The following is a 20,802-nucleotide window of genomic DNA, read 5'->3' on the forward strand; positions in this document are numbered from 1 at the left end:
TCCGATCAAGTATCTGAGAAAACATGCAGAACCCCTCACCCCCGGATTGGTAAACCTGGCACCGCTTCATTCCTGTTGGGAATGGCTGCCGATGTAGCCGGGGATGTACCCCGTTTTCGTCAGCGCCTGGATCACCTGCTCGCGACGCAGCGGATTGTACTCCGGACACGTGCAAAACTCCTCCACCGGCACCCACCCGGCCCAGTCAATCTCTTCGTCGTCCAGCCCGCCGGGGATGGGCGCCGTCTCCTCCCCGACCAACCGGGCCAGTACACCGATGCCAATCGTGTGCTTGCCTTCACCGGCGGTATCAATCCGTTCATCCACCCAGAGCATCCGCTCAAACTCCACCAATAGGCCAGTCTCTTCCCATACCTCGCGCCGCACCGCCTCCGGAATGGTCTCCAGAAACTCCACGCTGCCGCCGGGCAAGCTGTAACAGGGCTTTCCGTCGCTTTTTTCCCTAATCAACAAAATCGCGCCCTGGTGTTCCACCACGACGGTGACCCGCATACGAATTGCTTTCATTCCGCTCGCTCCCTTTTTATAAGACAGGGGGACGCGTCACATCCAGAGAATTGACTCCGGTCTCTGCAAAGCGTCTCTCCAGTGCGTCAAGTCCTTCGTTCGTTACAAAAGCGGCCTCCGTTTCGGAGATGGCGTGCAGCATCATCATCCGAACCACATCGCTCCCATTGGTAAACAGCTCAAAGCCGTCCGCTTCAAAATAAGGGGGCGTGGCCAGCGCCCAACGCAGGCAGGAGCCCTCGGCAATGGGTTCCCGGAGCAAAAAGACGTCCCCGTCCCCAAGCCGCCTTCCCTGTTCGCGCCACAGCCGGGCCACCTGTCCGGCCACGTGTCCGAGGTGGGTGACCATCGCAGGTGTGAACCGGTAGGAATAGAACACGCACTCCGTTCCTCCCGTTTGATGCAGTTCCAGCGTCGCGTAGGTCCACCAACCCCGTTTGCGCGTAGCCGGATAGACGGCGATCAGCACATCCGCCTCTTCGGATTGATACAGTTCTCCCCGGCTGCCAAACGCGTGATTATAATGGTGAAGCAGTTGGGTTACGACTTGCATATGTACGTCTCCATTCACAGTTATGTCAGCATCCCCGCGGTCCAGTGTATTCGCTAATTCTAGTATATAGAAAGAAATGCGCCATTTGCCATGCCGAGCGGGGAGAAAATCGCGCATCCGCCCCTCACTATCCATCATCCATCAGGCGGCAACCCTCCTACAAAAAAGAACCCCCATACCAGCGGTGCATCTGCTCGTTGGGGGCAATTTGTCTGTATGGGAGAGGCTCCTCAGGAAGCATCCAGGCAACCCGCTGCTGCACTCCCCCGGAGAGATCATGAATTTTCTGCTTGAACGAAATGTTCAACCCGCCCAAAATCGATTGTAATATTGTAAAATAAGGAAAACCAGGCATTTCACGGATTCGTCCATATGTCCGAATGTAAGGATGTGCACTCAATCATGAGCGAATTTATTCATACCGTAATGGCTATTGTTGGTTTTTTAATCCTTAAGCACTTTTTTGAAAAGAATCCGCCAAAACCATTAAAATACCATTTATTTGATTTAATTGGCATTGTTTCAATGATTTATCTTTTCAAATTCATATTTAGCATATTTTAATAAAGCTGATTTATAGCGTAACCAATCGGGATATTGGGGGCTCCCAACAGCACACCGGATAACCTCGCATCCGGCCTGCATCATACCGCAACAGTTCAGGATCAAACCGCTTGCGATCAAGCCAAAGGTCTTCATCCTCCGGCCGCAGAATCACCGAACTTTCACTTATTTTTTGTCTTGCTATTTAGCAGGAACAATACCCACCATACAATTAAAAACAAATAACCTATAATTGCATATATAGACCAAATTGCCCCTTGTTGTAATTGACTAATTAAATGTTCAAATTCATTCAAACCTTCTGCCCTTCCAATACTATTTATCAAAGCAATGAATGGAACTGTTACAGCAAACATAATGGCTAAAATGGACAACCTTGTCATTTTCTTTCGTATAACACCAAATATTGCAGTCACTAATGTTGTTGATAAAATTAAGTAATAAATTACCCAAAACCAATCAGGAAGAGTCTCCCAATTCATTTTTCCACCTCTCTATTTGCAGCAATGTTTCCAGTCAAACCGATGTGTGAGCCCTGCCAAATGGAGCAGCGATTTGCAAAATAAAGGAGCGCCTTCTGGAGTATCAACGGGGTAACGTTCAAGGCAGGCAGCAATAATCTTACTGTAAGATCAAGGTATGGGGCCGGGAATCTGTGTTAGCAAAAAAGTTTCGTCCGTAAAGTGTCCTGACGTAACACGTTAATCCGTCTAGTCGTCAACCGGTCGCCCTCTTAAAAAATTTTCGACTGTACGGTATCTATCTGTTGACACGCTCAACAGCAGGCGGCTTCCGACACCACATACCTTGAGCTGGCTTTACACCAGCTTTGGAGAATAAACCTCGTCGCCATGGTTTATTCCCCAAAGCTAGTGTAAAACACTAGCGCATGTATTGTTCGACAAACGGAAATTCAAACTCCGCGCGATGGTTGGCACTGTCAATCAAAGAAGAAAGAAAGTTTACCTTACGCTGCATTTTCAACGCTGTCTCACGGACATGATCCGGATTGAACAATGCACGACGATCAATGTAAGTCTGCATTGCCAGGTTACACCTGTAATGACATTCGCTCCCGACTCAAGTGCTATAGTATAATTTTATTAAACTTACAAATTTGCCGATAAACATGCCGAAAATTATTATACCAAATTATAGAAACAATGAAAATGCATAGAATCATAAAATAATGTTTCCAATGATAAGGCAGGCTTGACGACGTGGAGGGTTGGTTTCCCGCCCCCAACGACTCTAACGCCAGCTTGACGGCACCCGACAGGCCAGTAAATTACCGCAAGCTTTCCCGTCTTTTCTGTCACGCACTCCTTTTCTTCATCTTCACGGTTTTCGTCGCCTGTTCCCACTCAACGTCCAACGCGAGGATGGCAGCCAACTCCCGCGCAGGGGCATACGCTGTTCCGTTTTCGATGCTCTCCGTCAGGTCTTGGCCGTTCACCTTAACCTGCCTGGTGGTTGCATTCCACTCCACTGTGGCGCCGACTGCCTCGGCCACGGCCCGGATCGGAAGCCACGATACGCCGTCACGCAGATAACCCTGAACCGGCAGGAGACTGCCGTTTAATTCGATGGACACCTTTTCCACAGGCTTTGCAGGTGGAATGTAGGGCACTCCGATGTAACCGCAAAAGGCCTTAACCACTGCTTCTGCGTAAGTTTTCCAGTTATCTCTTAGCTTTTTTGCATCGACGGGATGGTCAATAAATCCATATTCCAGGATAATCGTTTCCACTTTTCCAGTATCCCGGTGCATGAAAAAATAATCTTTCCCCCCAGGTCCCACTTTGGTGTATATTTTACGAATTTTCTGACCACAATCTGCAACAGCTTGGGCAAGCAGTTTGGGAAGGGTATCTTTTGCGAAAATGGAGTAGATCGCCTCAACCCCCTCTCCCCCACCGGAGTTAATATGGTTGGAAATACAGTAGGTGGCACCGCTGTCTCGTACCAGCTTCGTGCGTTGTGACGGCGTGAGGGACGTATCTGTTGTTCGGGTGAGCACAACAGGAACACCCAACGCGTGGAACCGTGCACTTTGGTAGGTGCTGATCTGCAAGGTGAGGTCCTTCTCCCTTAGACCGTTCCCCATTGCGCCCGGATCAGTCCCGCCGTGTCCGGGGTCGATAATCAAAATGGGTGTTGTCACACGTTTTCACCCCCTCCGATTATCGTATTCACAAAGCTTGTACTGTTCGATTATTCGCATCCGTTCCATGCAGTAATTCCGCTCATGCAGTGCAGTATGTGCGTGGAAATAAAAAAAGAATCCGCATAAAAAATATACGGATTTCATCATGGATGTAATGTTTTGGTTTCATCTTCTTGGTATGATCGGCAGAATAATGCAAGAAGGATGTTCGGCATCATGAAAGACGGTTTGCCGCGCGATCACAACATCCTCAGCCCGATCCTCACCGAATTGTCTTCCGGTATTGGGATTTCGGTCCCAACGCGGAAAATTACTGCTCGTTATATCCAGGCGGATTCGATGTCCTTTTTTGAATACATTGCTTGTTGACCATAAATCGATTTCATATAAATAAGCTTTTCCAGGCTTGATTAAGCTTGGAGCCTCTCCTTTGGCAGCATTCCGATAACGGGCACGGATAATGCCGTCTGTTAGATTTTGTGCATACCCGTCGGGATGAACATCTACCAATCGTGCGACAAAGTCTGTATCTACGGCACTTGAACTTGCCCACAGTTTCACTTTAACCGGTCCTGTAACTTCTACATCATTTTCTAATACGGGGGTTGTATAAACCAATACGTCATTGCGTGATTCAATCTCTCTCTGATCAAATGCACCGCTGCTGAAATCGGGAGGCATCATGATCGCTCCGCCTTTCGTTATGACCGGATTCAACGGATCATACGTATAATGATCGGCTGGCTCTTGATCTGGCATGATTGTACTAAGCACGCCATCGCCGTGAAGCGTATTCGCATGTCCCTGGCTGTGCAGGTAGTACGACGTATAATTTGTCCGGGCAAGCGGCCATTCATATTCATCGCGCCAAACATTCTCGCCCATCACAAATATCTTGACAGGCGCTTCATTGATGATACCGGTGTCCTTTCCTTTTACGAAATGATCAAACCATCGCAACTGGAGTCCGACCATATCCGCGACAGCGTAGTTTGCAGCCAATCCAAAATTTATTTCGCCAGCTTGATGACTGTGATCCAAATGCATCCATGGCCCGATGACTAATTTGCTCTGCCGAGCTTCCGGACTGCCGCCTTTGTTACGCATTTTAAGAAAATTTTCTATGGTTCCTTGCAAAAATATATCGTACCAACCTGCAATGTTGAGTGCAGGGACTGTGAATTTGTCATATTTCCCCTTCAACGATAACGCATCCACATAATCTTGATCCATGCCGCGCTCAACATGTTCAAGAATGAAGGGAGCCACTTTATTTCGGGCAAAGGGAGCAAACTGTTTCAATGGCAGTGTTTTCATCTCCGTTTTTAGTTGATCAATATCTGAAACTAACTGCGCCAAAGCATCAGCTCGTTCTTGCTCATCCGCATAACGTCTTGAGAGCGTGTCCAGATACATCCCTAATTGCCAATAGGACAAAAAGCCGAGTTCAAGCGCTCCTCCCCGGTACATGAATCCATCAAAGGGATCGCTCCAGGAAAAAGAAGGAGTCGCTGCTTTGAGTACACGTGGATTCTTCAGCATGCCTGCCCACTGTACAAATGCGGAATAAGATTCACCAAACATGCCAACTTTACCGTTGCTGTAAGGAAGCGTGCTTGCCCATTGAATGGTCTCAAAGGTATCAGAAGCTTCTTGTTTACTGGTCGAAATCAGCTCCCATTCTCCCTCAGAAGCGAATCTCCCCCTTGTATCTTGAACGATGACCACATATCCCTGCCGAACTGCACGGGAAATATCATACAATCCAAAAGAAATGGGGGGAGTATCTTTATTATAAGGATGGCGATGGAGCAGAACGGGCCATTTTCCTTCCTGATTGGGCCGATAAATATTAGCACGCAACACGATTCCGTCTCGCATCTCAACGGGAACATCAAATTCTGCAATCATCTGGTTTTCCAATTGTTCTGACATATCGAGCACTCCTTTTTCATTGCATGAACCCTGCTCGCAAAATGGGCATCTGACTCTCGGTCACATACCACAATTTGTTACCTTCTTGAGGCGATAAATAAATCTCTCTGCTTGGCATTTCCGGGCTGATCTGGTAGCCGTTCTCCTCAATCCAAGATCCTAGATCAATGCTCACTGGCGTATCCATGTCTGGACGGCTTATATGGGTCACCGCCGCAACGGTCAATTCCGGCAGCTCCATCGTCCGAAAACGAGCTGTGTCCTGAAGCTTGCGCGGGATTGGGCAAGCTATTTCCAGATCGATGCTGCTTTCACATTCCGGACAACCATGCCACATCACGATATGGGGGACAGGAAGCGGAATTCCATTCCATTTTAAATATTCATCGATTTCGAATAACCCGGGAATATTTGCTCTGCTTGTGGTTTCTTTCAGCGTTGCAACCATTAAGGGCTCAACCTTCTTAACTACAACCTCACAATGAGAAAGACTGTCACTTTTCCGTTCAATTTGTTCCAGTCTCACCTCAATACGTCGTAAACGCTCCATTTCCGACTGAATCAGCGAGTGAAGTTCCGCCTGCTTGAGTCGAAGCATTCCTCGAATTTCCGCAGTAGATACGTTATCATTCAGAAGCTGTTTGATTTGTTCAAGTGTAAAACCGAGGTCCTTAAACGCCAGAATTCGGTGCAGATCAAGCAGCTGTTCGCTCTTGTAGTAACGGTAACCGCTTTGCTGATCCGTGTAGGCAGGTTATAAAAGATCAATTTGATCATAAAACCGCAGCGTTTTAGCAGGCACCTGGCTTAATTTTGAGAACTCGCTGATTTTAAACATGGGGTTCACTCCTTTCCGTACTCGAATTATAAACCTTCCATCCAAGTGGAAAGTCAAGCAATAAAAAATGTTGCCAACCGACAGAAAACGTCAGTTTGCAACAAATGAATGTTCGTCAATGGCTGGATTCCACCATAAAATCATAAATGCCCAAATAAAATACGTGTCCGAGCGACTCGGACATGCAAGTGTCAAAGTCACTGCGAACACGTACGTAAAACATTACCAGGAAAGATTGAGGATTAACCGATAGAACCTTCCATTTCACAAATGATCATGTTGACCGACCTTAGATATGTGTCAGATAAGAACTCCCCTGTTTTTTTATTTCCGACGCAGACATTCTATATTTTTGCACGTAAAAAATGTTCCCCACCATCTGGTTCGATCTGGTAAAGTAACTATAACATCTATATTATTATCGTGTATGTCTTCAGCTTCAGAATAATCTGCGTTCGTCCAAATATGCCTTTTTTTGGCCATGCGTTCCCCCTCCTTCATCCATGATCAATTTTTTCCAGATGTAAAGCACAATACCTGACAGACACTGCCGAAAACCAACTCTGGCAAAATCATGCGCCGCGTACTGAAGGCATGGGAGCTTGGATTGCCAACTGGCGATTTGTCCACCATGGAATCTTGAGAGTCGGCTGCTCGGACAAGCAACGTGAAATAACAAAAGAGTCGCTTGGCAGCAAAACGCATCCTGGGACCAACACTTCCTGGCCCGGGCTGCGTAATCTCTTGCATCATTGTTTACTTAGGTAACAAAAAAGTCAGCAGTTTGACGTCTGAACAGTGCTCACTCGCTCTCGCCCCGCCAGTGCTTCCCCACTCATGTGGAATATCCATGAAACACGCCAAGAAATATGTTGTAATTAACCAAAAAGGAAGTGAGTGTTTCTTTTAGGCAAGCTCCCTCTCTGGGTTTCTGTCACTGCAATCATCGTCATTGTGATTGCCGTAACTTCCCTTCTAATCGATGTTCCTTTTTTAGAAATCTTGAATACGCTTGGCCTGGTTGTTCTCATGGTTTCTTTAGGGCATTTGCTTGGAACAAAGATAAAGCCAGAGCTTACACTTTTTTGGGTGTCAGTATGTTTTTGGTTTTTGTACTGGCTTTTCAGATTTTTACTTTGTAGCAAAATACAACGATCGTTCTGCAAAAATTGCGAAAGCCACCTAAAATACTGCCCTAACAAGGAAGAAAGGGCGTCCAGAAGTCAGTTTTCCCTGACTTTCTGGACACGCCCCTTTAACAAAAAGCAGTTAAGCGGAAAAGGCCATCGGAAATTGTTGAATGATTCCCCTCGTCATCACGTCTGCCGTTTCCAGCGCTTGTGATTCGATCCGATCACTTAATGCGATGTTTTCAGCATAGTTTCCGGCAATACGGGAAGTCACTTCGCTACTGAGAAGCCTCAAATGCTCATCCATCATGTGTCTCCATTCCTCTGTGGACCAAAAAGGATTAATTCTCCCCAGGAAGACAGCAATGTCATCTGCGTTAGCGAACCAACGTTTCTGAGCATCTGCAGCGGCTGAGGTATTGCCTGTATTCAGTGCCTGAACCAGTTCGGCCGCAATCGTAAGATGTCGCTTCATCAAATCGCCAAATCGTGCGGCAATGGCCTTTCCATAAAAAGGTTCAAAAGCAGCCGCAAAATCTGTATCGTTCCGCAGAAGCCTTTTTATCGTTTCATCCTTATCAGGCAGGTCGCCTACTATTCACCGCCAACCTTGTCCAGTAATCATGTTGCTCCCACCAAACCCTTAGCTTTCGATTCAACGCCACTTCGGACAGCGTCCAAGCCATGATAGCGATCTGTCTAAGATCGTAACCGTAATAATTCGGGGAAAAACCGTTTTCAAGGAAGCCTTCTCCATAGTCAGCCTCTGCCCCAAATGGTACATCTTCTATTTTCGCCATGAAAATAAAAACACCCCTCCCTACATCGATTGATTAGGGAGGGGAGCTACGCCTACATTGTCTTAAATTCACATGAGTAATAATTTGAGAGTCTAATAAATACCCTCCACACTCTTAGTATCCGCTAACAGTCTTCATTCTTACATTCGTCCAGTTTTTGTAATTCAATTCTTTTCTAGCGTTATCTAGATTTTCTGCTGCGATATTTGAGTAACCCAAGACCGCCCCTGAAGCATAGGCTTGTGTTGTCCAAAGGGCTAACTTAGCAATCATGAACGCTTTTCCAAGGTACTTAACTCCTTTAACCCATCCCGCTGGCCCTTTTAAAGCTTGTCCTCCGTATTGGCCAATAGTAAGGAAGGAAGAAATACCGCTAGCCCAAGCATTTACCTCATCTCTAAACTCTTCTCGATTCATTTTTGTAATAACTGCATCTTCATAAGCTTTTATATAGCTCTTGAAATTCGACAAAGAGTCAGCGTTATCCCCATCATTTTCATTACCTGTAATCCTAATATATTCATGTGCTGAGGCACTCAAAGCCTGAATTTCAAAGTCTCCCGATTTATTATCATGGTTGTAATAATTGTCAAAAGCTCCCCTGGCTAAAACAGCCATTAAACCAATGGAATGATTATTCTTTTCAATTTCTTTATTTAATTTTTCCTTCTCTTCTTTAACGTCTTCTAGGGTATGCCCTTCGATTTTATCAAATGATCCCTCTTCATCTTCAAAATAACTTTCAATCTCTTTTTCAAAATCAGCAATCTCAAAAGAGAGAGATTTTTTACTTGACAACTTCTTTATTCCTTTTTCATCATAAACTGTTTTAGTTAGGAATTTATTCTTTGCCTCTCCAGTCTCAAAATCATTGTGGAAAGAAGAAATCTCAAGGACAGTATTTTGATATTTACCGTCATTATCAAAAAAATCCTCTCTTGAATAAACTGATGTCTCAATGAAATCATCATTTTTGTTGATTCCAACACTTTCGGAAACAATTTTATATCCATCATTTAACTCAATCTTATAAGAATCAAATTTAGGCTGAAGAATTTTTTCATCACCCTTGCTACTTTTCGCGAAAGTTGTAGGTATTACAGCAAAATTAGAAAATATAGACATTCCTACAACCGATAAAGCTAACAGTGTGCTTGTAATTTTCTTCATTATCCGTGACTCCTTTACTATTTATTAGTAGGGAAATAAATGGTAATATTGTGTAATAAACCCCAAAAGAGGTGTTTACTTTGAAAAACAATGATAATCAAAACAAAAGCTTTGTAGACAAAGCTTTTGAAAATATCACGTTTTTCTTTACAGTTGGTTTCTCTGGTTTTATTCGTGACTCGATTAAGAATCCAAAAGAGACACTAATAATTTTTATCATTGTATTTCCAACATCATTAATCTTCTTTTTTTGGCTTTTCAATTATCTCTCAAAGAAATAACTCCCCTTTCTTACAATATTACCCATACTCCCCAATCAAAATATATACCATAATTTTGGATTCTTTTCCACTTTTTCTCATTTTTTATCGCACAATCGCATTGTGAAAAAGCAGAAGTGGAATACAAGGGTACCCATGATACTCGAGTCTGGTGCCAGTCTAGTCTATGTATCAAAGCGGCTTGGACATAAGACGATCAAACCGAGCGCCGACACATATCTGTCCATCACCGAAAAAATGAAGAAGACGAACTTAAAAAAGTTCGCCTTCTATACCAAAAGAAAGAATTTGAATCGGCACGAAATCGGCACGATTATTTTTTTAAACTCGTATTCCACTTATAAAACGCTGGGGCAACAACGTTTTATAATTTCCTACCCGATGCTGCCTTCCATCTCAAACTTAATCAATCTGTTCATTTCTACCGCGTACTCCATCGGCAGTTCCTTGGTGAACGGCTCGATGAAGCCCATGACGATCATCTCGGTCGCTTCTGCTTCAGTCAGACCGCGGCTCATCAGGTAGAAGAGCTGGTCTTCGGACACCTTGGAGACGGTCGCTTCGTGCTCCAGGGTGATGTTGTCGTTCATGATCTCGTTGTACGGGATCGTGTCGGACGTGGACAGTTTATCCAGAATCAGCGTGTCGCATTTGATGTTGGACTTGGAGCCGTCAGACTTGCGGCCAAACTGGGCCAGACCGCGGTAGGTCACTTTGCCGCCGTCGCGGGAAATGGACTTGGAAATGATCGTAGACGTGCAGTCCGGCGCCAGGTGAACCATTTTCGCGCCAGCGTCTTGATGCTGTCCTTTCCCCGCCACCGCGATGGAGAGAACGGTCCCTTTGGCGCGCGGTCCTTTCATGATTACCGCCGGGTATTTCATCGTCAGCTTGGAGCCGATGTTGCCGTCGATCCACTCCATCGTCGCGTCCGCGTATGCGACAGCGCGCTTGGTCACGAGGTTGTAGACGTTGTTGGACCAGTTTTGGATGGTCGTGTAACGGCAGCGGGCGCGCTCTTTCACGATGATTTCCACCACGGCCGAGTGCAGCGAGTCGGTGCTGTAGATCGGAGCGGTACAGCCTTCGACGTAGTGCACAAAGGCGTCCTCATCCACGATGATCAGCGTGCGCTCAAACTGCCCCATGTTTTCCGAGTTGATGCGGAAGTACGCCTGCAGCGGGGTCTCCACCTTCACGCCCTTCGGCACGTAGATGAAGGAGCCGCCGGACCATACTGCCGAGTTGAGCGCCGCGAACTTGTTGTCCGCCGGCGGAATGACGGTGGCAAAGTACTCCTTGACGATGTCCGGGTAGAGCTTCACTGCGGAGTCCATGTCACAGAAGAGCACACCCAGCTTTTCCAGGTCTTCCTGCATGTTGTGGTAGACAACCTCGGATTCGTACTGGGCGGAGACGCCGGCGAGGAACTTCTGCTCCGCTTCCGGAATGCCCAGCTTGTCAAAGGTCGCCTTGATTTCTTCCGGCACTTCGTCCCAACTGCGTCCGGTCTTTTCGGACGGCTTGACGTAGTACGTGATGTCGTCGAAGTTGAGGTCATCCAGGTTGCCGCCCCACTTCGGCATCGGCAATTTCAAAAAGATGTCCAGTGCTTTCAGACGGAATTCGAGCATCCACTCCGGTTCGCCCTTGATCCGGGAGATTTCCTCTACGATCTCGCGGGTCAAGCCCTTTTTCGTCCGGAAGACGGAGACGTCCTTGTCGTGAAAGCCGTACTGGTATTCCTGCAATTCAGGGGCTTTCTTCGCCATCCTTACTCACTCCTTTTGTTGAACATGGTGGCTTGACAGCCTGACGGACTTACGACTCTCCGGCCTGTCTGATTCCTTGCTCCAGCGCCTTCCAGGCCAGCGTGGCGCACTTGATCCGCGCCGGAAATTTGGCGACCCCGGACAGTGCCTCGATATCACCCAGGTCGATCGAATCGTCGATTTCCTTGCCCTGCATCATGTCGGAGAAGATGCTCGCCAGTTTCAGCGCCTCTTCCACCGACCTGCCCTTGATCGCCTCCGTCATCATCGAGGCGGATGACATGCTGATCGAGCATCCTTCACCAAGAAACCTGGCATCGACCACCTTGCCCTCCTCCACTTTCAGGGAGAGCGAGATGCTGTCGCCACAGGTCGGGTTATTCAAATTGACTACAAGTCCTTCCGATTCATCCAGCTTGCCGCGGTTGCGCGGCTTCTGGTAGTGGTCCATGATCACGCGGCGGTACAGATCATCAAGAGAAGACATTGCCAAAGAACTCCTTCGCCTTTTTCAACCCCGCCACCAACGCATCCACTTCTTCTTCCGTGTTGTACAGGTAGAAGCTGGCCCGGGCAGTAGCTGTGACGTTCAGCCAGCGCATCAGCGGCTGGGCGCAGTGATGGCCCGCGCGAATGGCGATGCCGTGGCTGTCCAGCACAGTCGCCAGATCGTGTGGATGGACCTCGGCCAGGTTGAAAGTAATCAAGCTGCTGCGGTTTTCCAGTGGGCCGTAAATTGTCAGCCCTTCGATTTCCCGCATCTGCTCCAAAGCATATGCCACCAGTTTTTTCTCATGCCGTTCAATGTTGTCCAGTCCGATTTCCTGCAAGAAGTCGATAGCCGCTCCCAATCCGATGGCACCGGCAATGATCGGCGTTCCGCCCTCGAACTTCCAGGGAAGCTCTTTCCAGGTGGAATCGAAGTGCTCCACAAAGTCGATCATCTCGCCGCCGAATTCAACCGGCTCCATCCGCTCCAGGATCGCGCGTTTGCCGTAGAGCACGCCGATGCCGGTCGGACCGCACATCTTGTGGCTGGAAAACGCGTAAAAGTCGCAGTCCAAATCCTGCACGTCGATCTTTTTATGGGGAGCCCCCTGGGCGCCGTCAACGAACAGCAGCGCACCGTGACGGTGGGCAATTTCGGCGATCTCCTTCACCGGTGTGGTGTCGCCAAGCACGTTGGAGATGTGGTGGATGGCGACCAGTTTGGTGTTGGGGGTAATCGTCTGCTCCACCGCTTCCAGCGTCACCGTGCCGTCCTCTGCCAAGGGAATGAACTTGAACGTCGCGCCGGTCGCCTTGGCCGCCTGCTGCCAGGGAATGAAGTTGCTGTGGTGCTCCACCAGGGTGGTCACAATCTCGTCGCCCGGCTTGAGAAACGTACGGGCGAATCCGTAAGCCACCATGTTGGCAGCGGTGGTCGTTCCCCGGGTAAAGACGACTTCTGCCGCCTCGCGGGCGTTGATGAAGGCGCGGACCTTCTCACGCGCGCCCTCGTATCCGTCTGTCGCCCGGCTGCCCAGCGTATGCACGCCGCGGTGCACGTTGGAGTTGTACTCCTTGTAGTATTTGTCGACCGCTTCGATCACCTGGATCGGCTTTTGCGAGGTAGCCGCGTTGTCCAGATAGACGAGCGGGTGGCCGTTTACCTCTTGGTGCAGGATGGGAAAGTATTGACGAAGCTCCTTGGCGTTCATCAGCCCAACTTCCTTTCGAGCGCCTGGCGCAGCCGGTTCTTCACTTCATCAATCGGAATTTCAGCGACGACCGGTTCCAGGAAGCCCAAGATGATCAAACGCTCCGCTTCCTCGCGGTCGATCCCGCGGGACATCAGGTAGTAGATGCTCTCTTCGCTCACCCGACCCACCGACGCGGCGTGACCCGCTTTCACGTCATCCTCGTCGATCAGCAGAATCGGATTGGCGTCGCCGCGCGCTTTTTCGCTGAGCATGAGAATGTTTTCCGCCTGCTCGCCGTTGGCCTTTTCGGCGCCTTTTTCGATTTTGGTGATGCCGTTCAAAATGGTCGTTGCTTCACCGGTCATAACTGCCTTGCTGACCATGTCGGACTCGGAATGCGTGCCGATGTGCTGCACCTGGGAGGTCAGGTTCTGACGCTGATCGCCGGTTCCCACGGAGACAGTCTTGGTCGCGGCGGAGGAAGCGGTGCCCTTGAGGATGGTCGTGTTGTTGGCGACGGTGTTGCCGTCGTTCATCTCACCCAGGATCCACTCCATCTTGCCGTCGCGGTCAACGGTGGCGCGGCGGAACGTGTAGTCGTGGACGTCCTTGGACAGGGAGCGAACGGATGCCACCTGCACGGACGCGCCCGGGCCGACGTACACTTCCACGATGCTGTTGGCCACCATGTTGCGGCCTTCGCCGGAGACGTAGGTATCCACGTAGGTCACTTTGCTGTTCGCTTCCGCCACGATCAGCACGTGCGGGCAGAGCAGCGCGTTGTCGCCTGCCACTTCAAATACGGCCTGCAGCGGCACGTCCAGCTCCACGTTTTTCGGGACGTAGAGGAAAACCCCGCCGTTGACCAAAGCCGTGTGCAGCGCCGTCAGCTTGTGCTCGTCGTACGCCACGACGTTCAGCAGGTATTGCTGCACCAGTTCGCCGTGCTCGCGCAGTGCGGTCGCCAGGTCGGTAAAGATGACACCCTTGCTCTTCAGCTCGTCTGCTGCTGCGTGAAACACAGGGGAGGCGTTTTTCTGCACGATCAGGCTTTTTACCGCGTTTGCGTCGATCTGCGCCTTCACTACGTCGTCCAGTTCGGTTGCGGCAGATACGCGGGCGCTGGTCACAAACGGTTCATACTGATCGAAGTTCCAATTGTCGATTTTCGTTTTCTCCAAAGCGGGCAGCGGCAGTTCGCCCGCCGCCTTCAAACCGGCCAGTCGCTTTTCCAGAAACCAGGCAGGCTCCTGGTTGGCCTTGGAGAACTCGGTGATCGCTTCACGGTCGAAGCGGAGATGTACATCCACACTCATCTGACTGCTGCCTCCTTCTTCCTACACGTTCGCGTTTACGGTTTCATCCACGATGCCGAGCTCTTCTTTGATCCAGTCGTAGCCTTCCGCCTCGAGGCGCTCTGCCAGCTCCGGACCTCCGGATTTCACGATGCGGCCCTGCATCATCACGTGTACGAAGTCAGGCTTGATGTAGTTCAGCAGGCGCTGGTAGTGGGTGATGATCAAGAAACCGCGTTCGGGGGAACGCATTTCGTTGACACCGTTAGCCACCACTTTCAGCGCGTCGATGTCGAGACCGGAGTCGATCTCGTCAAGAATACAGATCTTCGGTTCCAGCATCATCATTTGCAGGATTTCGTTGCGCTTCTTCTCACCGCCGGAGAAGCCTTCGTTCAGGTAGCGGTGAGCAAAGGATTCGTCCATTTCCAGCGTTTTCATTTTCTTGTCAAGTTCACGGATGAACTTCATCAGCGAAATCTCGTTGCCTTCACCGCGGCGCGCGTTGATCGCGGAGCGCAGGAAGTCGGAGTTGGTCACCCCGCTGATTTCAGACGGATACTGCATGGCCAGGAACAGACCGGCGCGGGCGCGCTCGTCCACTTCCATCTCAAGCAGGTTTTCTCCATTAAGGATGACTTCGCCTTCGGTAACTTCGTATTTCGGGTGCCCCATCAGCGTGGACGCCAGCGTGGATTTCCCAGTACCGTTCGGACCCATGATCGCGTGCACTTCGCCGCCTTTGATTTCCAGAGTGAGACCCTTGAGGATTTCCTTGTCCTCGATTTTGGCGCGAAGGTTTTTTATTTGCAAATGCGGTACTGCTGTCATGTGCTTTCCCTCCATCAGTATCGTGAAATGAATGGGTTATTCTCAATTCATTCTCAATGACTATCTTATAATAAGAATAATTTTAAATCAAGGAATGGAACATATCTGTAATTTTTAAATAATTATGTTTAGTATATTGGGGAAGTCGTTTCTGCGTACTGGGCATTCATATCATTTTTACTTGCTTTGTAATGAAAAATCAATTCCATCTGATTGAAAAAAATTGCCATGAATCATCCGGGCAGCAGTCTGCCATGCAGGCCTTTCCCCTGCTCGCGAAAAAAGGCGCCCGGCGGCCATGTTCGGCCGGGGCGCCTTTGCGTATGCTGGTTATTGAACGCGCGGACCCGCCTTGGCGATCTCTGTCGCGTCGGGGAATTTCTTCTCGAAGTTCTCGATAAAGCGGGCTGCCAGTTCGCGCGCCTGCTTGTCGTACGCTTCCTTGTCCGCCCAGGTGTTGCGCGGCTGCAGCACATCCGCCGGCACGTTCGGGCAAGATGTCGGCACCTGCACGCCAAAGACGGGATCGGTCACGTAGTCCACGTGTTCCAGTTCGCCGTTCAGCGCGGCAGTTACCATCGCGCGGGTGTAGGCCAGCTTCATGCGCGAACCCACGCCGACCGGTCCGCCGGTCCAGCCGGTGTTGACCAGGTAGACCCGCACGTCGCGCTCGTCAATCTTTTTGCCCAGCATCTCGGCGTAGACGACCGGATGCAGCGGCAGGAACGGAGAACCGAAGCAGGTGGAAAACTCCGTCTGCGGAGTGGTCACCCCGCGCTCAGTGCCGGCCATTTTGCTGGTGTAGCCGGACAGGAAGTGATACATCGCCTGTTCCTTCGTCAGTTTGGAGATCGGCGGCAGCACTCCAAAGGAATCAGCGGTCAGGAAGATGATCACGTTCGGATGGCCTCCGACGCCCGGGATGACAGCGCCCGGAATCGCTTCAACCGGGTAGGCGGCGCGAGTGTTTTCCGTGTAGGCATCGCTGTCGTAATCGGCGACGCGGCTCACTGGGTCGACCACCACGTTTTCCAGCACGGTGCCGAACTGGATCGCCTTCCAGATTTGCGGCTCGCCTTCTTCGGACAGGCGAATGCACTTGGCGTAGCAGCCGCCTTCGATGTTGAAGACGCCGTCGTCCGACCAGCCGTGCTCGTCATCGCCGATCAGGAAGCGGTTCGGGTCAGCCGACAGCGTCGTCTTGCCCGTGCCGGAGAGTCCGAAGAACAGCGCCACATCGCCATCTTTGCCCACGTTGGCGGAGCAGTGCATGGACAGCACGTTGCGCTCGGGCAGCAGCAGATTCATCACGCTGAAAATGGATTTTTTCATTTCGCCGGCGTACTCGGTCCCGCCGATCAGCACGGTTTTTTGCTCAAAGCTGATGATGATGAACGTCTCCGAGTTGGTTCCGTGCACAGCCGGGTCGGCCTTGAACGTCGGCGCGTAAATGACGGTGAACTCCGGTTTGTGCTCGGCCAGTTCTTCCGCGGTCGGGCGAATGAAAAGCTGGCGGGCAAACAGATTGTGCCACGCGTATTCATTTACCACGCGAATCGGCAGACGGTAGGTTTTGTCCGCGCCGGCAAAGCCGTCAAAGACGAACAGCTCTTTCGTCTGCAGATACTCCAGCACGTCCTGGTAGAGAGCCTGAAACTTCTCCGGAGAGATCGGCTGATTAACCGGTCCCCAGTTGACTTTATCATGCACGGAGACTTCGTCCACCACAAATTTGTCTTTGGGCGAGCGGCCGGTAAACTTACCCGTTAACGCGTTGAGCGCTCCCTTGTCGGTCAGAATACCTTCACCGCGTTTTACCGCCATCTCAACGAGTTGGGCGACAGGCAGGTTTGCGTGGACGGTCGCCGTCGCCAGTACGTCAGCAAGTTTGTAAACCGTCTTGGTTTCCATGTGTGAACGATCTCCTTCCCATAAAAATCCGAGTCATGCCTTTTTCATGTCACGTGATTTGTAATTAGTATATCACATTTCGCCAAATAAGCTACAAGATTTTATTTTTTTGGGTGTGAACAAACTGTGAATGACTGTCTGCCAACACATACGGCCGGGGTTCCTTGTTTCTAGGGTTCCCCGGCGCGTCCGCTTCCTCCGCCTCCGCATCGCTTTTGTCCGTTCCAGATCATGGCGGCACCGCCTGCATGGCGCCGAACGACAAAAGCCTCCGCCGGATGACGGAGGCACCGTTGCCTGTGATTACGTTGATTGCTCCCCGTGGAGGTGGGCAAATGTCCGAACCACGACACGCGCGAGGATTTCCGCACCGGCAAGCAGAGCGGTGCGATCGAAGCGCATGTGCGGATGGTGCAGCCCAGGCGTCAGATCGCAGCCGAGCGCGAGCATCGTCGCCTTGATGTGCGGCCGCTGCACGGTGTAGAAATGAAAGTCTTCCGCGCCGGGACTGACCGGAGCAGGCCGCAGGTGCTCCGCTCCCAGGACGTCCACGATCGCCTGTTCCATCAGCCGTCTGGCTTCTTCGTCCACTTCCGCCGCCACCATCTGCGAACCGGTCGTCACGCTGATGTCGGCCCCAAACATCGCGGCCGCGCCGTCAATCACCTGCCGGACGCGGGCGGTCAGCTCCTCCATAGCCTGATTGGTCTGCGCCCGCAAGTCCAGCGCGAAGCGGGCCTTGTCGGGAATGATGTTGTAGCTGTCCCCTCCTGCCTGCAGCATGGTCATTTTCACGGTCGCTGGCACCATCGGATTGGTGTGCACCTGCCCCAACCCGTTGAGAATGGCCCCCGCCACCTCGATGGCGTTTACGCCCAGGTGCGGCCGGGCACCGTGCGCCGACACGCCGGTAATCTCTCCGGTCATGAACATCGCTGCGCCGTTGTAGATTGCCGGCCCTGCTTCGCCTGCAGCCATTTCCTGAATGGGCCGCAGGTGGACGCCGTAGAGGAAGTCGATATCATCCACCACCCCTTTTTCCACCAGCTTGAGCGCGCCCTCTCCCTTTTCCTCGGCAGGCTGAAACAGGATTTTCACGGTCCCTTGCGGCTGGTATCCGGAAGCGATCAGCGTCTCCACCGCCTCCAGCACGATCGTCATGTGAGCGTCGTGACCACACGAATGATTGGCCCGCCATACGCCGTCCACTTCCTGCCAAAGCGCGTCGATGTCGGTCCGAAGGCCCACGACCGGCTTACCCTCGCCCCACTCTGCCACCAGTCCGGTACAGTCGTCAAACGTTGTCACGCGCAGCCCCAGGGCGCGCATCCGCTCGGCCAGATAGCGGGTCGTCTCCCATTCGTTCCAACTGGTTTCCGGATGGGTGTGCAGATGGTCAAACGTGCGGTATACCTGGGCTTCCCGCGCGGCCAGCGTCTCTTTCAACGGCAACGCTGTCGTCATGTTCCCCTCTCCTTCTTTCATTTTTTTGCGAATGTTCCGTCATTATCAACCATAGCTGCTCCCTGCTGTCTCGTCTTCCGACCGGAACGTTCTCCCGGCACCATTATAACACAAGACCCACCGGGCTCCGCAGCGTACCGTCACGGCACCCACGACGACACCAGGTCCCTTCCTGGCCAGCCATCCGCGATAGATCGTTCAGCTCGATAAGCGGATCAGTGCCTCCAGTTTCAGCCGATCGCCGATCCGTCCCTTGGTGGACACCTGCTGCCTGGCGTACTGGTAGGCCAGCTCATCGCCCCCGAACAGCATCGCCAGATCACTCGCGCGCCCCCGCACTTCCAGATGGACCGGTTCCTGCCAGGCCGTACACGTCACAGCGCCGCCGGAAAACATCAGGCAGTAGCGCGCCGGCACATCTTCCGCGACAATCCCCACGATGCGCTCCCATCCGGCCGTCAAGGGTTTCAAGTGGGGTTTTTGCCCTACCCGCTCCGCCTTCTCCGCCAACAGCCGCTCCAGAGACTTCGCCAACGCCATCTCCCCCTTTGCTTCTTCCCTTACGTTCGCGGAGGTCCGGGTCGAATCCTTTGACGAGCAGTCGGAACCGATGTCGGCTGGTGTCAGCCGCTCCCATTTTTTCTCGACACTTATCCGCAGGGCAGAGGGACGGCAATTGGCCCTCGGAACAGCAAAACGGCACCCAGCGCTGCCTGCAGGTGCCGTTCTCCATATCTCTCACATATCTCCAAGCCATTGTCTGGCTACTCGTCAAACTCGTCCTTGTCCAGGCGTACCTCCAGATGGTGGCCGTCCGGCGTTTCAAAATAGAGGTTATAGCTGGTCGGCCGGGCAATGGGGCCGCGGTAGCAGATATTGCACGCCTCCAGCTTGTCAACCAGATAATCCAACTCAGCCCGGCTGGTCACGGAAAAGGCGATGTGATCCACCTGTCCGATGCCGCCTTTTCCTTCGTTATCGGTGCAGGGATGGAGACCAATCCGCGTGTAAGTGCCAATTTGAAAGTAGATAGGTGCTCCTTCTGTCATGTGTTCTTCAGGGATGGGAACTTCCAATATGTCTTTGAAAAAACGAGCTACCTTCACGACATCGCGGCAATTTAAGGCGATGTGGTGTACACCTTTCAAATGAAACATTTACACTGCCTCCTACGTCAACTCAATCACACGCTGCGCTTTCCCTTCGCTTGTTGTACTGCTTCAGTCGTTCGCTCAATCGCTTGAGGCGCAGCATCAGCGTTTCCCGCCAGTCGTCGTCGTTCAGCTCTTTGGCCACGCCCAGCAGGTCAAGGGAAATGTCAATCTGCTGTTTCAGCACGTCGGCGAAGCTGGCCGCTTCGTCCGTCATGCTACAATTCTCAAACAACTCGGATGTATTGTCAACACTCACAAAGTCGGCAAAGTCGACTTCCGGTGCGTTATCACCTTGCGCATATTCTACCAGGATCTCGTACTCTCCCTCAATGGCCGGATGGACTTCGATCCGGTCGCAAACCGGACAAAACAGGATGGGCACGTTGTGCACAACCGTCTTGTAATGGCGCACGGTTCCGATCGAACCGACCATTCCGGCTCCGCAGCAAAAGCTCATTCCTCTCCCTCCTTTTCGCCAAACGCTTGCACGTTTGCACGAATGTACCTCTGTATAGGCATTGTAGCCTACAAACGGACGTCAACTCCAGACGCAAATGATACCAGTCCCTGTTCGGAAGCGTACATTCGTATTCCCATTGTATCTGAAAACAACAGCAGCGACCACTTTTTTTCTGACTAATCAAAACATTACAGGCGCGATTTTCCGCTCCCGCCTGGACGCCGCCGGCCGCAGCCGCTGGCGTTTTCTCCCCTCGTCCGGGCAGCA

At 51.2% G+C, this 20,802-nt stretch carries 20 protein-coding genes and 1 pseudogene; all 21 read right to left on the reverse strand.

Annotated features, from left to right (window positions below; genetic code table 11):
* Window positions 1-66: 66 nt before the first annotated feature.
* Window positions 67-528 carry an NUDIX domain-containing protein gene (locus IRT44_RS02320; RefSeq protein WP_230077374.1) on the reverse strand — a complete coding sequence of 154 codons (462 nt, stop codon included), beginning with the start codon at window positions 526-528 and terminating at the stop codon, window positions 67-69.
* Window positions 529-544: 16 nt separating this feature from the next.
* Window positions 545-1,081 (reverse strand): suppressor of fused domain protein, encoded by a 537-nt coding sequence (locus IRT44_RS02325; protein WP_230077375.1) that lies wholly within the window; start codon window positions 1,079-1,081, stop codon window positions 545-547.
* Window positions 1,082-1,806: 725 nt separating this feature from the next.
* The gene (locus tag IRT44_RS02330) at window positions 1,807-2,127 is read right to left on the reverse strand and encodes a hypothetical protein (RefSeq protein ID WP_230077376.1); all 321 of its coding nucleotides are present in this window, start codon (window positions 2,125-2,127) and stop codon (window positions 1,807-1,809) included.
* A gap of 833 nt (window positions 2,128-2,960) precedes the next feature.
* Window positions 2,961-3,809: an N-acetylmuramoyl-L-alanine amidase gene (locus tag IRT44_RS02335; RefSeq protein ID WP_230077377.1), complete on the reverse strand. Its 849-nt coding sequence runs from the start codon at window positions 3,807-3,809 to the stop codon at window positions 2,961-2,963.
* 168 nt (window positions 3,810-3,977) lie between these two features.
* The gene (locus IRT44_RS02340; protein WP_230077378.1) at window positions 3,978-5,747 is read right to left on the reverse strand and encodes a CocE/NonD family hydrolase; all 1,770 of its coding nucleotides are present in this window, start codon (window positions 5,745-5,747) and stop codon (window positions 3,978-3,980) included.
* Window positions 5,748-5,763: 16 nt separating this feature from the next.
* Window positions 5,764-6,297, reverse strand: a complete 534-nt coding sequence (locus tag IRT44_RS02345; RefSeq protein WP_326838947.1) for a GyrI-like domain-containing protein — start codon at window positions 6,295-6,297, stop codon at window positions 5,764-5,766.
* Window positions 6,298-6,471 (reverse strand): annotated as a pseudogene (locus tag IRT44_RS19365) (MerR family transcriptional regulator); the annotation flags it as partial. It lies immediately after the preceding gene.
* Window positions 6,472-6,501: 30 nt separating this feature from the next.
* A complete protein-coding gene (locus tag IRT44_RS19435) occupies window positions 6,502-6,585 on the reverse strand; it encodes a MerR family DNA-binding transcriptional regulator (protein WP_409978433.1) in 84 nt (27 codons plus the stop codon).
* A 1,269-nt stretch (window positions 6,586-7,854) separates the two neighbouring features.
* Window positions 7,855-8,190: an acetylglutamate kinase gene (locus tag IRT44_RS02350; RefSeq protein WP_230077380.1), complete on the reverse strand. Its 336-nt coding sequence runs from the start codon at window positions 8,188-8,190 to the stop codon at window positions 7,855-7,857.
* A gap of 103 nt (window positions 8,191-8,293) precedes the next feature.
* A complete protein-coding gene (locus IRT44_RS02355; protein WP_230077381.1) occupies window positions 8,294-8,515 on the reverse strand; it encodes a hypothetical protein in 222 nt (73 codons plus the stop codon).
* Window positions 8,516-8,629: 114 nt separating this feature from the next.
* Window positions 8,630-9,685: a hypothetical protein gene (locus tag IRT44_RS02360; RefSeq protein ID WP_230077382.1), complete on the reverse strand. Its 1,056-nt coding sequence runs from the start codon at window positions 9,683-9,685 to the stop codon at window positions 8,630-8,632.
* Between the two features lie 655 nt (window positions 9,686-10,340).
* On the reverse strand, window positions 10,341-11,738 hold the full coding sequence (gene sufB / locus IRT44_RS02365; RefSeq protein ID WP_171566861.1) for a Fe-S cluster assembly protein SufB: 1,398 nt from the start codon (window positions 11,736-11,738) through the stop codon (window positions 10,341-10,343).
* Between the two features lie 49 nt (window positions 11,739-11,787).
* The gene (gene sufU / locus IRT44_RS02370; protein ID WP_171566860.1) at window positions 11,788-12,225 is read right to left on the reverse strand and encodes a Fe-S cluster assembly sulfur transfer protein SufU; all 438 of its coding nucleotides are present in this window, start codon (window positions 12,223-12,225) and stop codon (window positions 11,788-11,790) included.
* A complete protein-coding gene (locus IRT44_RS02375) occupies window positions 12,212-13,438 on the reverse strand; it encodes a cysteine desulfurase (protein WP_171566859.1) in 1,227 nt (408 codons plus the stop codon). Before IRT44_RS02375 ends, sufU begins: the two co-directional genes overlap by 14 nt.
* Window positions 13,438-14,736, reverse strand: a complete 1,299-nt coding sequence (sufD, locus tag IRT44_RS02380) for a Fe-S cluster assembly protein SufD (protein WP_230077383.1) — start codon at window positions 14,734-14,736, stop codon at window positions 13,438-13,440. Before sufD ends, IRT44_RS02375 begins: the two co-directional genes overlap by 1 nt.
* Window positions 14,737-14,757: 21 nt before the next feature.
* Window positions 14,758-15,546 (reverse strand): Fe-S cluster assembly ATPase SufC, encoded by a 789-nt coding sequence (gene sufC / locus IRT44_RS02385; RefSeq protein ID WP_029098330.1) that lies wholly within the window; start codon window positions 15,544-15,546, stop codon window positions 14,758-14,760.
* 330 nt (window positions 15,547-15,876) lie between these two features.
* Window positions 15,877-17,457 (reverse strand): phosphoenolpyruvate carboxykinase (ATP), encoded by a 1,581-nt coding sequence (gene pckA / locus IRT44_RS02390; RefSeq protein ID WP_230077384.1) that lies wholly within the window; start codon window positions 17,455-17,457, stop codon window positions 15,877-15,879.
* Window positions 17,458-17,760: 303 nt separating this feature from the next.
* On the reverse strand, window positions 17,761-18,921 hold the full coding sequence (locus IRT44_RS02395; protein ID WP_171566856.1) for a M20 peptidase aminoacylase family protein: 1,161 nt from the start codon (window positions 18,919-18,921) through the stop codon (window positions 17,761-17,763).
* A gap of 198 nt (window positions 18,922-19,119) precedes the next feature.
* Complete coding sequence (locus tag IRT44_RS02400) at window positions 19,120-19,455, reverse strand: SCP-2 sterol transfer family protein (RefSeq protein WP_171566855.1); 336 nt, start codon at window positions 19,453-19,455, stop codon at window positions 19,120-19,122.
* Between the two features lie 230 nt (window positions 19,456-19,685).
* Window positions 19,686-20,078: a VOC family protein gene (locus tag IRT44_RS02405; protein WP_171566854.1), complete on the reverse strand. Its 393-nt coding sequence runs from the start codon at window positions 20,076-20,078 to the stop codon at window positions 19,686-19,688.
* A 22-nt stretch (window positions 20,079-20,100) separates the two neighbouring features.
* Window positions 20,101-20,532, reverse strand: a complete 432-nt coding sequence (locus IRT44_RS02410) for a hypothetical protein (protein ID WP_171566853.1) — start codon at window positions 20,530-20,532, stop codon at window positions 20,101-20,103.
* Window positions 20,533-20,802: the final 270 nt, after the last annotated feature.

It is taken from the genome of Brevibacillus sedimenti, from assembly GCF_020923495.1.
Lineage (GTDB): Bacteria > Bacillota > Bacilli > Brevibacillales > Brevibacillaceae > Brevibacillus > Brevibacillus aydinogluensis.